The organism is Mycobacterium simiae (genome assembly GCF_010727605.1).
GTDB lineage: Bacteria > Actinomycetota > Actinomycetes > Mycobacteriales > Mycobacteriaceae > Mycobacterium > Mycobacterium simiae.
Genome location: NZ_AP022568.1, coordinates 4,646,266 through 4,661,114, shown reverse-complemented (window position 1 = coordinate 4,661,114; position 14,849 = coordinate 4,646,266). Strand labels below are relative to the sequence as shown.

Annotated in this window: 13 protein-coding genes; 3 read left to right on the top strand and 10 right to left on the bottom strand. The window is 62.4% G+C overall.

Features of this window, described 5'->3' with window-relative positions; translation table 11 throughout:
* Nucleotides 1-183: 183 nt before the first annotated feature.
* The 4 genes from G6N33_RS21710 to G6N33_RS21695 form a co-directional block, all read right to left on the bottom strand.
* Nucleotides 184-792 carry a TetR/AcrR family transcriptional regulator gene (locus tag G6N33_RS21710; RefSeq protein ID WP_044506832.1) on the bottom strand — a complete coding sequence of 203 codons (609 nt, stop codon included), beginning with the start codon at nucleotides 790-792 and terminating at the stop codon, nucleotides 184-186.
* A gap of 290 nt (nucleotides 793-1,082) precedes the next feature.
* Nucleotides 1,083-1,715, bottom strand: a complete 633-nt coding sequence (locus G6N33_RS21705) for a TetR/AcrR family transcriptional regulator (RefSeq protein ID WP_044506834.1) — start codon at nucleotides 1,713-1,715, stop codon at nucleotides 1,083-1,085.
* A gap of 10 nt (nucleotides 1,716-1,725) precedes the next feature.
* Entirely contained in the window at nucleotides 1,726-2,799 is a 1,074-nt protein-coding gene (locus tag G6N33_RS21700) for an NAD(P)H-dependent amine dehydrogenase family protein (RefSeq protein WP_044506836.1), read from the bottom strand.
* A 76-nt stretch (nucleotides 2,800-2,875) separates the two neighbouring features.
* Nucleotides 2,876-3,292, bottom strand: coding sequence for a VOC family protein (locus G6N33_RS21695; protein WP_044506837.1), 417 nt, complete (start codon nucleotides 3,290-3,292; stop codon nucleotides 2,876-2,878).
* 48 nt (nucleotides 3,293-3,340) lie between these two features.
* Here G6N33_RS21695 and G6N33_RS21690 point away from each other — a divergent pair, with 48 nt between their 5' ends.
* The gene (locus G6N33_RS21690; protein ID WP_044506839.1) at nucleotides 3,341-4,459 is read left to right on the top strand and encodes an NAD(P)H-dependent amine dehydrogenase family protein; all 1,119 of its coding nucleotides are present in this window, start codon (nucleotides 3,341-3,343) and stop codon (nucleotides 4,457-4,459) included.
* Nucleotides 4,460-4,758: 299 nt separating this feature from the next.
* Here the strand turns inward: G6N33_RS21690 and G6N33_RS21685 are convergent, their stop codons facing one another.
* The 3 genes from G6N33_RS21685 to G6N33_RS21675 form a co-directional block, all read right to left on the bottom strand.
* Nucleotides 4,759-6,444: a class I adenylate-forming enzyme family protein gene (locus G6N33_RS21685; RefSeq protein WP_049918968.1), complete on the bottom strand. Its 1,686-nt coding sequence runs from the start codon at nucleotides 6,442-6,444 to the stop codon at nucleotides 4,759-4,761.
* Nucleotides 6,445-6,590: 146 nt separating this feature from the next.
* Nucleotides 6,591-7,169 (bottom strand): hypothetical protein, encoded by a 579-nt coding sequence (locus G6N33_RS21680; protein ID WP_163771608.1) that lies wholly within the window; start codon nucleotides 7,167-7,169, stop codon nucleotides 6,591-6,593.
* A gap of 9 nt (nucleotides 7,170-7,178) precedes the next feature.
* The gene (locus G6N33_RS21675) at nucleotides 7,179-7,700 is read right to left on the bottom strand and encodes a TetR family transcriptional regulator (RefSeq protein ID WP_232069441.1); all 522 of its coding nucleotides are present in this window, start codon (nucleotides 7,698-7,700) and stop codon (nucleotides 7,179-7,181) included.
* 506 nt (nucleotides 7,701-8,206) lie between these two features.
* On the opposite strand from G6N33_RS21675, the gene G6N33_RS21670 reads away from it, so the two are divergent.
* Both G6N33_RS21670 and G6N33_RS21665 read left to right on the top strand, forming a co-directional pair.
* Nucleotides 8,207-9,427 (top strand): cytochrome P450, encoded by a 1,221-nt coding sequence (locus G6N33_RS21670; RefSeq protein WP_331271332.1) that lies wholly within the window; start codon nucleotides 8,207-8,209, stop codon nucleotides 9,425-9,427.
* 330 nt (nucleotides 9,428-9,757) lie between these two features.
* The gene (locus G6N33_RS21665; RefSeq protein ID WP_044506849.1) at nucleotides 9,758-11,389 is read left to right on the top strand and encodes an FAD-dependent oxidoreductase; all 1,632 of its coding nucleotides are present in this window, start codon (nucleotides 9,758-9,760) and stop codon (nucleotides 11,387-11,389) included.
* A 9-nt stretch (nucleotides 11,390-11,398) separates the two neighbouring features.
* Here G6N33_RS21665 and G6N33_RS21660 read toward each other — a convergent pair whose 3' ends face one another.
* From G6N33_RS21660 to G6N33_RS21650, 3 genes are all read right to left on the bottom strand, one after another.
* A complete protein-coding gene (locus G6N33_RS21660; protein ID WP_044506851.1) occupies nucleotides 11,399-12,037 on the bottom strand; it encodes a TetR/AcrR family transcriptional regulator in 639 nt (212 codons plus the stop codon).
* Between the two features lie 107 nt (nucleotides 12,038-12,144).
* Nucleotides 12,145-13,626: an aldehyde dehydrogenase gene (locus G6N33_RS21655; protein WP_044506852.1), complete on the bottom strand. Its 1,482-nt coding sequence runs from the start codon at nucleotides 13,624-13,626 to the stop codon at nucleotides 12,145-12,147.
* 16 nt (nucleotides 13,627-13,642) lie between these two features.
* Nucleotides 13,643-14,737 (bottom strand): LLM class F420-dependent oxidoreductase, encoded by a 1,095-nt coding sequence (locus G6N33_RS21650; RefSeq protein WP_081662009.1) that lies wholly within the window; start codon nucleotides 14,735-14,737, stop codon nucleotides 13,643-13,645.
* Nucleotides 14,738-14,849: the final 112 nt, after the last annotated feature.

The window sequence follows — 14,849 nt, the reverse complement described above, 5'->3', positions numbered from 1 at the left end:
GTCAGGACTATCTCGATCGCAATAGTCGGCGCCGCGTCGAAGTTGGAGTCCTCGGCGCAGCCGATCCGCTCCATGGATCAAAGACACCGCCACAAACATTGCGGCGCTGACCCGCAACGTCGAATCCACCTCGGCAGCGGGATTTCTCAGCCATGCGCGCTCCTCCAGTTTGGCGGTTCCGGTTCATCGGGCATGTCCGCCGTCGGAGAGATAAGCGGCCAAAAAGTCGCGTAGCGCCGGTGCGATGCCGGCAACACCGGCTCCGTTGAGTTTGGCGAGCAGGGTCACCCCCTCGTATTGGGCAAGCAGGCAGTGGGCCAATCGATCGGGATCGACTCCTTCGCGAAGAGCCCCCTGCGCGGAGGCCTGGCGGCACAGCTGCGCTAATCCCTCTTCCATCAACCTGAAACACCCTGCGATGTGGGCACGCAATGCGTCGTCCGTTGTGGACAACTCGGCGGCAAGGTTGCCGAACGGACAACCTACGGCCCGACCAAACTGCGACTCGAAATCGACCTGAACGGCTCCGATCATGTCGGGAATCGCCCGCAGGCGACGAACGGGGTCATCGTCGGCAAAATCGGCCAGCCGTGACGCGTAGGTCACCGCGTGCAAGTCGACGACTGCTTTGGCCAGTTCGCATTTCGACGAGAAGTAGTAGTAGAAGCTGCCCTTGCGAGCGTCGGCGGCCTCGCAGATCTCGTCCACCCCGACAGCCTGGTAACTGCGCTGCAGAAATAGCCGGGCCGCCGCCGACACGATGCGTTCACGAGTGTCTGGGGGCTTCCGCACACAGCCGACGTTACGGCTAGTTGACCGGTCGGTCAATAACTGATGGCCCACGCTCCGCTTTGGGTTCATCCATCTCGCGGTGAACCCGTCGCCCAGCAACACCTGCCTGATCACACACACCGCGATTTGCCCGCAGGTTTGCCCGCCGCTCGGCCGCCGTGTCGGGGAAGACCAAGTGCTACTGCACATTTCGTTATCCAGGCACCGCCATTTTCTCGTGCTAGGCGTGCCACTCGGGCTCGAAGGCGCGCATGTCGCAACCGCGCCGAATCTCCGGACGTGGAGGCGAACTAGGGTCCGGCTGCGGCGGAGACTTCAACGTATGTCGTGAGGACATCGACTAGCGTCTGGCGGTCGCGCGTCGTGTCCAATGGGCCCGGCGACACCATCTGTGCGACCACCATCCCACGCAGGGCGGCCCAGATTAGGTTTCCGATTCTCTCGGCGTGCGGGGCGTCGAGGTCAGCTCCGAGGTGTTCTCCCAATTTGGTGAATCGGCGCTGCATCGTGGCCAATGCGGAGTTGACCGCTCGCGTTCTTGTCATGCGCGTGAAGATGAGGATTTCCAGCGCAGCGATCGAAGTCTGGCTGGAAAACGCTTGCCACACCGTATCGATGACGACCTCGGTGCGGCGAGCTGGCGCCAGTCCGGCGATTCGGCCGGGAAGCTGTTCAATCAGTTCGGTGAGTTCGCGGAAACCTTGGTCAACGACGGCCATCAGCAGGCCGTCCAGATCACCAAAATGATATTGGACTACGCCCCAGGTGAGTCCGGCGCGCTCGGTGATGCGACGCACGCTAGGGGGCACGAAGCCCTCCTCAACAATGTAACGAGCAGTCTCGTCGATGACGGCCTGGCGGGTGCGCTCAGCGCGCGGCTGACTGCCGCCCGGAGGCCGGCGCGGCCCGGTGGAAGCTGTCATGCCTGTTATGTCACCACATCACGCCGCGCACATGTTCCAGCGCACGCAGGTCGTGGGCGGCCAGGATCCCGGCTGGTGCATGGCACGCCGCGTCGATGGCGTTGATGGCCCGCGCCGCGGTGGCCACCACGCCCGCGATGTTGTGGTCTGTCCCGGATCTGCCCACATGAGTGTTGATCTCAACGCCGGGGTCTCCCTCTACGACGACGCGGTGCACCCCCGGGTGGCCGTCCGGCGGATAGGGCCAGTCCGGCGCGGCGGCATTGGTGAGGCGATTGACGTGTTCCATTGTGATGATCGTCCTGTCGTTGCGAAGGCCCTGGACGCCGAAGCGGACGGCGCCGACGGCCCCGGGGGCGACCTCCATCATCGTGCATGAAATCGGCGACGGCGTAACCCATTGCTCGTGCCACTCACGGACCTCGTCGAGTTCGATGCCCAGATCAAATGCGAGGCTGCGTACCTGCGCCCCCCACATCGAGGTGAGGACGCCGGGCGCAAATAGTATCGGCTTGTGCTCCGGGCCGGCACCGAATCCGAAACTGGCGCCGGTGAATTCGGCGTCGTCGTAGGTGCCGTAGTCGAAGATCTCCTGAACGGTGATCATCGTCGCGTGGGCGGTGAGGCTCAGCGCGGTATACACCAGGGTGTCTCCAGAGAAGCCGGGGTCGATCCCGTTGACATACAGGGTCGAATTCCCTTCGGCACAAGCCGTTTCCAGCGGCGCCCGCAGCCAGGCATCGGTGAAATCGGGCGCTACCAGCCAGACAAATGAGGTCCCGACGACGTTGATCCCCGCCCGTAGGAATCGGGCGATTTCCGTCATGGCCTCCTGCGGACGGGTTTCCGCCTGAGAGGTGTAGACGACGCAGTCGGCTCCTAAGTCGATCAGCGCGTCGATGTCGTCGGTCGCGATAACGCCGGTGGGCTGGTCGACCCCGCATAGTTCCGCGGCGTCGCGCCCGACCTTGTGCGGGCTCGATGCGTGTACTCCGACCAGCTCGAGGTCGGGGCGGGCAATGAGAGTGCGCAGGGCATGGACCCCGACATTGCCGGTGGAGAACTGGATGACTTTATGGCCCATGGTGGTCCTCACAGCAGATCGGTGATGGTGTTCAGGCCGGCGTTGTCGCGGGTGTCCCCTGCAGGCGATCCCCTCATCACGGTAGGTCGGTTGATATGAAGGTCAACGGCAGTTGCAGCGCCGTCAACTCGATCTCGTCCAGCTGCCAGCCCTCGCCGTCGCGGTGCTGTCGGAAGTTGGTGACACCCCCGTAGCGACGGGCGATCTGTTCGGCGGCTGGCGCATCGCCGACCCGTAGCGCGATGGTATAGACGCCATTTCCGTGCCGGTCCAGAAACCGTCGGACCGCGGTGTCGCCCCTGTCGGCGATCGGCGTGACGAGTTCCACCCCGCGCATCCAGTCGAGCATGACGCGCAGGCCAACGTCGTCGAGGTCGAATGTGTCGAACCGGAAGCCCAAGTCGGTGAACAGCTGCGCGGTTTGTGCCAGGTGCTCTGGCTCGACGGCGATCACTGCGTGGTGCAGGTGTGGCACCGAGGAGGATTCAGCCATATCAGAAGATTACACTTGTTATGTTTTGGTGGCTGAAAGGAGTCTGCAATGGGCGCATCGGACAAGACCTATCGCGTGGCGGTGTGGGCCACCGGCGGGGTGGGTCGCTACGCGATCCGCACTGTCGTCGACCGACCCAATCTGCAACTGGTCGGCGCCTGGGTGCATTCGGCAGCCAAGGACGGCCAGGATCTCGGCGTGCTCGCAGGCATCGACCCGATCGGCGTCACCGCCACCCGAGACGCCGACGAGTTGTTGGACCGTGGCGTCGACTGCGTCATGTACGCAGCTCCGGCCGGCCCCCGCCCCGCGGAGGCGCTCGGTGATTTCTGCCGGATCCTGGCTGCCGGCAGCAACATCGTCACCACATCCCTGCCTGGCTTGGTCTACGAAAAGGGTTCGCTCTCAAAGCGTTTCCTCGACGCTATTCGCCAGGCCGCCGCCACCGGGCAAAGCTCGATCTTCGCCTCGGGTATCGAGCCAGGTTTCGGCTGCGACCTTTTCCCGATCGCACTGATGACGATGTCACACAAGGTGTACTCGGTGCGAGGAATAGAGATCACGAACTACTCTGACTACCCCGTTGAATGGGATGTACGGGAGCTCTTCGGATTCGGCCAGCCGCTGGACTATCAGGGCGGTCTGAAGCAGCCCGGGGTGCTGAGGTGGGGCTGGGGTGCGGCCGTCACGATGGTGGCCGATGCTCTCGGCGTCGAGTTCGATGAGATCCGAGAAACCTGTGAATTTTTGCCGACGCCGCGCGATCTGCACACCGCGTGTGGTCTGATCCCAGCCGGCACCGTCGGTGCCACCTATGCAAAATGCATTGGGGTGGTCGACGGTCAGGAGGTGGTTAGCCTCGAACACGTCGACCGGATGGCCGACGATCTCGCTCCAGAATGGCCGACCGGACGCACCGGAGCGACCGACGGAATCTGGCGAGTGCTGATCGACGGCGAACCCTCGTTCGACGGCGAATTCGAAGTCGGCTACCGAGCTAATGAAAGCGCGAGCGACCACGGGTTGCTCGCGACCGGGATGCGCGCGGTGAACGCGATCCCCTGGGTATGCGAGGCGCCGCCGGGAATCGTTGACGCCCTGCACCTGCCGCTGACCTCGCCGATCGGCGCGCTTCATCCGCTGCGAGACGGTGTCCCGGCGTTCTAAGCGACAAGCACACGCAGCGCCTGCCTGCCTGCCCAACCAACGAGAGGCATGCCATGGCGCGAAAATGTCTGGTGGCCAATGCGACACCTTATGCTCGCTCATTCCCCACCCAGGTCCGAGATAGATGGTGGTCGAGATCGTCGCTTGCGGGGCTCGGATGTCGTCGGCGTGACGCCGGGTGAGGTACTGCGTTGAGTCGTGGTGCTGAAATGACAACGATCCACCCAGTGGTCATCGGCGGCCTGCTCGAATCGGTTGCGGCCCTTGATAGGTGGCCAGCTGGTGCGGGCCGTTGGTGACTACTCCGGGTGGTCGCCTTCGACGCCGCCATGAAGGCGAAGAGAGAAACTATTGCGCAACGCGAGCCGATGGATCTTCTCACTGGCGTTGCGGGGCAGCGGAGTCGAAGACATCTCGATATATCTGGGCACCTTGAAGGCCGGCAGAAGACCCTCGAGGTGGCAGCGTAAGTCTTGCTTCGTCAGGGCCGCGTCAGAAAACGGGTGGCAGACCATCCCCAGTTCTTCCCCTAGGGCATCGTCATGCACCCCGAACACGGCTACCTCTTTGACACCCGGATGGCGATAGGCCACGTTCTCGATCTCAATCGGCGAGATATTCTCTCCCCCACGAATAATGAGTTCTTTGATGCGTCCGGTGATGTGTAAGAAGCCGTCGTCGTCGATTCGACCGAGGTCGCCGGTACGCAACCACCCGTCGTCGGTAAAAGCCTGGTTGGTAATGTCCGGGCGATTCCAGTAGCCGGGCGTCACCGTGATTCCGCGAAGTTGGACCTCACCTTCGCCGTCGCCGGCGCGCGACTCAGCTGCAGTCTCGCATATCCGGACATCGATGATGGGCGATGGAATGCCGCAGGCGAGCGGAGCGAGGTCGAATATGGGACCGCTCATCGCCGCGCACATCGCCGCCGTTTCGGTCATCCCGTAGCCGGCAGAGCGCGACACCACACCCAGACGATTCTCCAGCAGCTCCGGCAAGTCAGCCGGCATGGCTGCGCCGCCAGCTGAAACCCGGGTCAGTGTCGACACGTTGGTGGGGTCGAAGGAGGGGTGGGTCAACAAGTCTTTGATGATGGCCGGCACGGTGGACAGCATGGTGACTTGTTCGCGGGCAATGAGTTTCAAAGCCTGCTCGGCACTCCACTTGCGCATCAGGACAATTTTGTGTCCTAACATGGCGGGCAACAGGAAGCCGCTGAACAGACCGGTGGCATGAAAGAGCGGCACTGTGACCAACTGGGAATCCGCGGTAGCGCCACCTCGAAGGTCGAGACTGCCTCCCAGTTCAATCCCCAAGGCGCCCAGAAACACCATGTTCATGATCGCCTGGCCGATGGCAATGTGGCGGTAGATCACCCCTTTGGGATGCCCGGTGCTGCCTGAGGTGTACAGCAGCAGGGCGGGTTGATCCGCTGTGGTCACGGCCATTTCGTAATCTCGCCCACGATAGTCCGCCATTACAGTGAGGATGGGATTGACGCCTAATCGAGCGGCCTGGTGAGCGGGCAGCGGTCTAGTGCCGTCATCGACATCGCTGAGCAGAACCGGGATCGACTGCTCGGCGATGATATCGGCCGCCAGGGCCGTGCGGGTAGAGTCCGCGGCCAACACCGTGGGTGCACAATCGCGGATGGTGAATTCGAGCTCCTCGGTCGAGCCCCAGCTGTTTATCGGAACGACCACCGCGCCGAGAACGGCGGCCGCTGTGAACACTTTCATCCAGTCCGGACAGTTACGCATGGCGATGCCAACCCGGTCGCCGCACTGAACGCCAAACTGGCATTGCAGGGCCGCGGCGATCGCGTCGACGTCGGCGATGAACTGACGATACGACGTGCGCTGACCTTCAAAGATCACGAAATCGCGGTCGCCGTGCGATCGCAGCGGGGCGAGAAGTTGCGGCATCGTGTCGGTCGCATGGGTAAACGCGCGATAGCGTGTTCCGTCGATAACGCGCTCACCCACTTCGAACGGGCCTGACGGGGCGGTGAAGCGGGCGATGGCTTCATGGACGGCGCTGGCCGTGATGTTCAGTGCTGACTCCTGCTGCTATTTCGCGTGGTCGATTTTTTCCCGGCTGGGCGGGAGCGCCAGTGAGATGCGCGGCGAATTCATCGAGCCATGGCTGTCTTTGCGGCGCCACGCCGCAAAGACATGCCGCACCAGAGGGTCTCGATCAGCGATGTGACGTGGTGGTCGGCGTGGCTGGCGAGTAACGCCTGCCGTTTGAAGGCAGAGCCAGCCGCGCTGGGTCTGTAGTGGACACAACGAACACGGTCGAGGCCAGTTGCCAATTCGTTGCCCCACCACGCTATTTCGGTCGGGTAGTGACCGAATCCTGAGATCACATACTGGCGTAGTTCGGAATCATCCATGAGCAGGTCGGCTGCCGCGGCCACTAGTTGGGCGCGCGGTCGACTGGGCGCGGCTGCCAACGCGGATTGCATGTCCTCGATGTCGACGCCCAGAATCTGCAGCGGCCGCGGATCGGTGACCTCGGCGAGGATCACCGTCACCTGCCAGCTGCCGGCGACTTGGTCGAATAGCCAACCACCCGCACTTGTCACGGCGTCTTCGACATCAGCGGCGAAGACGTCGAGCCGATACGGCCCCGTCTCCGCTGCCCGGTCCGCCGCGAGGCTTACCACCCGGCGGCCCGGAGGTTGTTGGGGCTCGATGGCAGTTAGCATTCTGCTCCTTCAGGCGAAGAAATCGGGCTGATTCGGCATGGGGCCAACGAGCCCGTCCCGACGCGCGAGCACCGCCAACAAATGCCAGAGGCGGTCGTTGATATCCGCGGTCGTTGCTCGCCGGTGTAGCCACGAGATCGCGTTTGACACCCAAGAATCGACGACTAGGCACGCCAATTTCCGTTGGGCGCCGGTGGGCTCATCCCCGCCGCCGAGCGGAAGGGCGAACATGGCATCGAGCCGGCGCCGCACCCGATCGCAATCAGCGCCTCCGCTGATGTAGGAGAGCATGAAGGCACGTGCCATCGCCTCGGCCAGCCGGGAATCATGTGTCATGTCGGCGTTGAGGTGGGAAATCACGTGCCACAACTGCTGATAACAGTCGCCTGCACTGGACGACGCCGGACGCGCAACGCGCTCTAAACGCTCGAGTTCGCTCTCCAGAGCGGACAACAGCAGGCATTGCTTCGATGGAAAATAGCGATACACGGTACCTACTGCCACGTCGGCACCGTCCGCGACGGCCCGCATTTGGACAGCGTCGTAACCGCCACGTCGGGCGATGTCGACCGTTATGGCAATGAGTTGACGCCGCCGCTCCTGCTGCTGAGCGGGCGACATCATCATGCGCAGAACTCCTGAGGCTGCAGTTCAAAGCGGGGGCGGTCAACGAGCCTAGCGACCCTCACCGACTTACCTTACACGATGTAAGGTAGTACCAGGCTCGGCGCCGCGTGCGCTTGTGCGTCTCCGAAGAAGCCCGGGTCGATGTCGTTGATCGAGCGGGTGGAGTTGCCGCTCCGGCACGCCTCTGTTGGTCGCGTGTATTGCATCCTCACCAACGATTCCGAGTGCGAATTGACTGAGTCGACGCGCACCAGCGCGTCCTCCTGTCGCGTGGTTGCGATGCCGATCACTTAACCTTACATAGTGTAAGGTAAGTCACGGCCCACCGTAGTTGTAGCGGCGCCCATGGATCTGCACGAGCTGTCTCAGGAGTTTCCGGCATGACAACACAGCAAGAACCACACGCCGACGTGTCGTTCGGGATCGGCTTCGACTTCACCGATCCGGAATTGCTCGCACAGGGATTGCCGCTGCAAGAATTCGCGACATTGCGGCGCACCGCTCCGGTGTGGTGGAACGAGCAAGATCCAGCCAAGGCCGGCGGCTTCCACGACGGCGGCTACTGGGTGATTTCGAAACATGCCGATATCCGCGAAATCTCGCGCAATCCGGCGACGTGGTCCTCGAACCACAACGGTTGCGTTATGCGTTATACGAATGACGTGTCGCCGCAGGAGATGGAAGCGGCGAAACTGCTCATGCACAATACGGATCCGCCGGTGCACACCCGCTTACGAAAGCTGGTTTCGCGGATGTTCACCCCACGCAACGTGGCCACCCTGGAGAAGGGCCTGCGCTCGGCGGCAGAACAGATCGTTGTCGCGGCCGCGGCAAAGGGTGAAGGCGACTTCGTCGAGGATGTTGCCTACCGATTGCCCATGAAGGCGATTGCCGACCTCGTCGGCTTCCCCGAGGGCGATCGCGACAAGGTCTTCAACTGGGCCAACACCATGATGCGCGCCGAAGACTCCGGCAACGAGGATCCCCGCACCGCGCTGGTCGAACTCATGGGCTACTCCTATGGGCTCGCAGAACAGCGCCGGACATGCCCCGCCGATGACATCATCACTCGCCTGGTGACCGCCGGCGAGGACGGCGACCAGCTCAGCGAACTCGAGTTCGGTTACTTCATCGTGCTGCTCGCGACAGCGGGGAACGAGACGACTGCCAACGCGACGGCACTCGGAATGGAAGCCCTGCTGGGCGATTCCGAGCAATGGGAGCTTTACAAGCGGACTCGTCCCGCGACAGCGGCCGACGAAATCATTCGATGGGCTTCTCCTGTCAACGTCTTTCAACGCACTGCTGTCCACGACACGGAAGTTTCCGGAGTCACGATTCGTCAAGGTCAACGAGTTGGACTGTTTTACGGCTCGGCGAACTTCGACGAGGAGGTCTTCGACAATCCGTTCAAGTTGGACATCGAACGAAATCCGAACCCACACTTAGGTTTCGGCGGCACGGGCCCCCACTACTGCATCGGCGCCAACTTGGCGCGGATGGAGCTCAATATCATGCTCAACGCTATTGCCGACCACATGCCCGACATCCATATGACGGATACGCCAAGCCGCGCACGATCCGGTTGGACCAACGGACTCACACGTATGCCCGTCAGATACGCGAGGTAACCATCCGCCGATGCGGCCAACCGATTGGCGCTGAGGCGATGCAAGAGGCTGCGCGATGGCGCGGCTGGGGTGTCGCACACAATTGCGCGATATTGAGGCCCTATCTGGCTGCAGACCGCGCGCAGTTGATGTGATTATAGACATGTGTCTAGATTGGTCTGTACCGATGGGGGAACTCGACGGAAATCTCAATGCCTGCAACTGAGACGGATTTCTGTCTTCACATCGCCGCGCCGCGGCGATCATGCGTGGCATCCCACAGTCATCCCGACTGGAAAAATCGGACAAGTGTCCAGTACTATCGCACCGTCGTGAAAGGAGGGTCAATCTGTGGCATATGTGATTACGCAGAGCTGCTGCAGCGACGCGAGCTGCGTCCCGGCCTGCCCGGTTGACTGCATTCGACCGGTGGGAACCGCCCCCGACGCGACGTCGGCCCAGATGCTCTACATCGACCCGGAAGCGTGCATCGACTGCGGCGCCTGTGTCGATGAATGTCCGGTGAACGCGATTTTCTACGAAGAAGATCTGCCACCCCAACTAGAACTCTTCAAAGACATCAACGCAGCCTACTTTCGCAACAAGCCTCTAGAGTCCGAAGCCAGGCCTGCGACCAACCCACGACCGCGTGCGCTTTCGGAGACTCTGCGTGTCGCCATCGTCGGGGCAGGCCCGGCAGGGTGCTACGCCGCCGCAGAGCTGGTCGGCGTCGACGGAGTCGAAGTCGAGCTATTCGACAGGCTCCCAACACCGTTCGGCCTGATCCGGTCGGGCGTCGCACCCGACCACCAACACACCAAGTCGATAACGAAATCATTCGACCACCTTTTTGCCAACAAGCAATTCAGGTGTCACTTCAACGTCGACGTTGGCCGCGACATCACCCATGACGAGCTGATCGCACACCACCACGCCGTGATCTACGCAACCGGCGCTTCCACAAGCCGGGCGCTAGGGATTCCCGGCGAGGATCTGGCCGGCGCTCACCCCGCGGCCGACTTCGTTGGTTGGTACAACGGACATCCCGATCACGCTGGCCATACCTTCAATCTCAGTACACCGCGCGCGGTAGTCGTGGGAAATGGCAACGTGGCGCTCGACGTCGCGAGGATGCTTCTTACCGAGCCCGCCCAACTCGCCGGGACCGACATCGCCCAACATGCATTAGATGCGCTATCGCAGAGCACCATCGAAGAAGTTCTCATCCTGGGACGCCGGAGTTTTCGCCACGCGGCGTTCTCGGCTGGCGAGTTCCTGGCGCTCGGCAACCTCGAAGGCATTGACGTCATCATCGATGGCCATCAGGTTGACGACGTCGATCGGGCAGGAGACGATCTCGACGTCGAGACCGCCTTCAAGCTGCGGCTAGCACGCGAATACGCCCGCCGACCCGCGACCCCAGGCAACAAGCGGATAGTCTTCCAGTTCTCCGCTGTTCCAATGGAAATCAGCGGTGCTCAACAGGTCGAGAAACTGCGGATAGCATGCGCAGACACCAAAGACGATGCGTGGGTTGACACTTCGTTGGTCCTGCGGTCCATCGGCTACCAGGGCGTGCCGCAATGTGGACTACCGTTCGACGCAGGCAAAGCAGTGATCCCGAATGACCAGGGGCGGGTGATAGATGAGGCCGGCCGGCCGTTGCCCGGCACCTACGTCACCGGCTGGATCAAACGCGGACCGCGCGGCGTTATAGGCACCAACCGCGCGTGCGCCCAAGAAACCGTGGCACAACTGTGGACGGATTACGCCGAAGGCACGCTCGACAACCAGGTACAGGACGGGGCATCGCTTAGCGCGTTACTGCTGCAGCGTGGCATCACGACTGTGGGATGGGAGGGATGGCGTGCCATTGACGATGCAGAGCGCGAGCGCGGCGCGCGCATTTCGCGCCCGCGCGTGAAGTTCACTGTCATCCCCGAAATGCTCACTGCAGCAACAAATCAGCCCACCATGCACTGATACCGTCGGTCATCGTTTCGTGATGCCCGCCAGGATTATCGAAGAAAGGTGTTGGACGAGCTCGGCTTGACTCAGTGATGGATTGATCAGCGTGTGCAGCATGATCGCGCCCCGGATGGTGTCCAACAGAGCGCTGCCGTCGACGTCATGGCGAACCGTCCCGTCAGCTTTGCCCCGCTCCGTCAACTGTACGAACGCTGCCCGCACGGGTGCGATGTATTTACTCTCGACCTGCTCGACGAGGTCGGGCCGGTTATACAGCTCCGCGGAAAGTCCCGGCAGGCCCGCCAAATATGCTGGGTCGGATTGGATTTCGACCATCGCGGCGATCATATGGGTGAGCGCATCGACGAACGGCTCGTCGTCGCTCAACAGCGATGGGTTGTCCGCGGTGAAGATCGCATCTTCCACCAACGAGAATTTCGTGCCCCAATTGTCGTAGACGAATGGGCGTGAGACTCGCGCCAGTCGCGCGACTTCTGACAGGGTTACTTCGTCGTACCCCTTGGCGATCAAAAGTTCGCGTGTCGCGGCAAGCGCAGCTTGTCGGCGCAACTCGTCCTTGGGACGACCGCTTCGCGCGCTGCTGATCTTTGCCGGCTCCTCCGGCGGCTTGGGGAGGGCCTTGGCCCCGCGCGACGACGACATCAGCAGCTGACTCTACCGGCCAGGGCCAGGGCCTGCTGCATCAGTCATCACCCACCCGCGACAGACCAGCGTCCACGAACGTGAGTGTGGTCTGACGCGGGCGTCGATCAAATTTCTGGGACGAAACCGAACGGCAGCAGCACGCTCTTGGGTTGGCAGTAAGCCTCGATGCCTTCCGGCCCGTTCTCGCGGCCGATCCCGGAATTCTTGTAACCACCGAACGGAGCGCCGGGGTCGAACGCATACATGTTGACCGCGTAAGTTCCGGTCCGGATCTGCGCAGCAATCCGCATTGCTTTGTCGTTGTCGGTCGTCCACACCGATCCGGCCAACCCATATACCGAGTCGTTGGCGATCCGGACCGCGTCCTGCTCATCCTCGTACGGTATGACCACCAGCACCGGGCCGAAGATTTCTTCCTGAGCGATCGACATCGAATTATCGACGTCGGCAAATACGGTCGGCTCGACGTACCAACCCCCGTCGAGCCCCTCGGGGCGCCCGCCTCCGACCACCAAACGAGCGCCCTCCTCCAGACCGATTTGGATATAGCGTTCGACTCGGTCACGCTGCTTCTCGCTGATCAGCGGGCCGATTGCGGCGGCGGGGTCATCCGGTAGGCCAACCGGCAGCGCGGCGACCGCGTCAGCGATTTTCATGACGATCTCGTCGTAGCGGGCACGCGGCGCGAGGATACGGGTTTGCCCGACGCACACTTGCCCGCTGTTCATCAAGCCGGAAAAAATCAGCATTGGCAGCGTCGTGTCCAGATCGGCGTCCTCGAGGATGATCGCCGCCGACTTTCCGCCCAGCTCGAGCGTGCACGGCTTGAGTCGTTCGGCGGCGATCTTGCCGATCTCTTTTCCTACCGCCGACGAGCCGGTAAAGGTGAACTTGTCCAGCTCGGGGTTGGCGGTCAGCGCGCGTCCCGTTTCCGGCCCTCCGGGCAGTACCGAGAGCACGCCTTCGGGTAACCCGGCGTCGGCGAAGGCTTGCCCCAAGAGGTTGGTCGCCAACGGTGTCTCCGCGGCCGACTTGAGAATCACTGTGCAGCCGGCTAACAACGCGGGGCCTAACTTGTTACAGGCCAAGAAAAACGGCACGTTCCACGCCACCACCGCGCCAACGACGCCGGTGGGCTCGCGGACCACCAGGCTCTGTCCGTAGATGCCATCGCGGATTTCTTTCCAGGTGAATTTGTCAGCGGCGGTGGAGTAGAACTTGAGGGTGGCAACACCAGAGCCGAACTGCATCATGTCGATGATCGTGGCGGGCTGCCCGGTCTCGAGCGTGAGCAGATACTTGAACTCCTCGGCGCGTTCCTCGACCAATGCGGTGGCTTTGGCGATCACGGCCTGGCGTTCGGCAGGCGACATTCGCGGCCACGGTCCGTTGTCGAAAGCCTCGCGGGCAGCGGCGCAGGCCGCGCGGACATCGGCATCCACAGCCAGCGGGACCTGGCCCACCTTTAATCCCGTCGCCGGCGAAAAGACTTCGATGACTTGCGATGTCGATGCAGTGACCCATTTGCCGCCGATGAACAACTTGTCGTAGTCGGTACGTGCCGCGCTGATGGTGCTGGTGGGCATATCTGAACATCCTCGGTTAGTGTGATGAGTTGGTTATCATGCTGTCGGAGAAGGTATTTCGGGCAGTGCGAGTGGTTGAGCCGACCAGTTCGGCCACCTCGTCGATATGGTCTTTGCCATAGCCCCGGACGACCATCATTGTGACGCCGCACTTTTCCCATGCCGCGATCTGTTGGCGCACCTGGTCGATGTTCCCGACAACGGCCATGTCCTCGGCCATCTCATCCGGGATCGCCTGCGCGGCATCGTCTTTACGTCCGCTGCGAAACAGCCTGGTCACCTCGTCGACGACCCCGGCATAGCCGGCACGGCGATACATCTCGGCGTGGAAGTTCGCGGCTTCGGCACCCATGCCGCCCACATAGAGCGCAAGATATGGCTTTATCGCGGCCAGGACTGCAGCGCGGTCATCGGTCACCACGATCTGGGCGGTTGCGCAAATCTCGAAGTCCTCGCGGCTACGGCGAGCGGTCGGTCGGGCAAAACCTTCATCGAGCCACTCGTTGTACATCGGAGCCAGTCGCGGGCTGTAGAAGATCGGCAGCCAGCCGTCCCCGATCTCTGCGGCGAGGGCGACATTCTTGGGACCTTCGGCCCCCAGCATGATGGGGATGTCAGCGCGCAGCGGGTGCACAATCGGCTTGAGTGGCTTACCCAGGCCGGTCGTCCCCGCGCCGGTCAGCGGCAGCGGGTAATGCGGCCCCTTACTCGTGACCGGCGCCTCCCTCGCCCACACTTGCCGCACGATGTCGACGTACTCGCGGGTGCGCGCCAACGGTTTGGGAAACGCGGCGCCGTACCATCCCTCGACAACCTGCGGTCCAGAGACCCCGAGTCCCAAGATATGCCTCCCGCCGCAGAGATGATCGAGCGTGAGCGCGGCCATCGCACAGGCGGTCGGTGTCCGCGCGGAAAGCTGGACCACCGAGGTCCCGAGTCGTATTCGGGTGGTCTGGCGTCCCCACCACGCCAACGGCGTATAGGCGTCTGAACCCCAGGCCTCAGCGGTGAAGACAGCGTCAAAGCCGGCTTCCTCGGCCGCCGTCACCAGCTCAGCGTGCTCGGCAGGCGGCTGCGCCGGCCAGTATCCCAGTTGCAGACCAAGTCTCATGGCGCCACCAGGAAAGCTGAGATCGCCGTCGATCCCGCTAAGGACATGAGTGACCTTCCAGACAGTGGGGAGGCAGAGTTTGACATCTCACAGGTTTACCTTACGTGGTGTA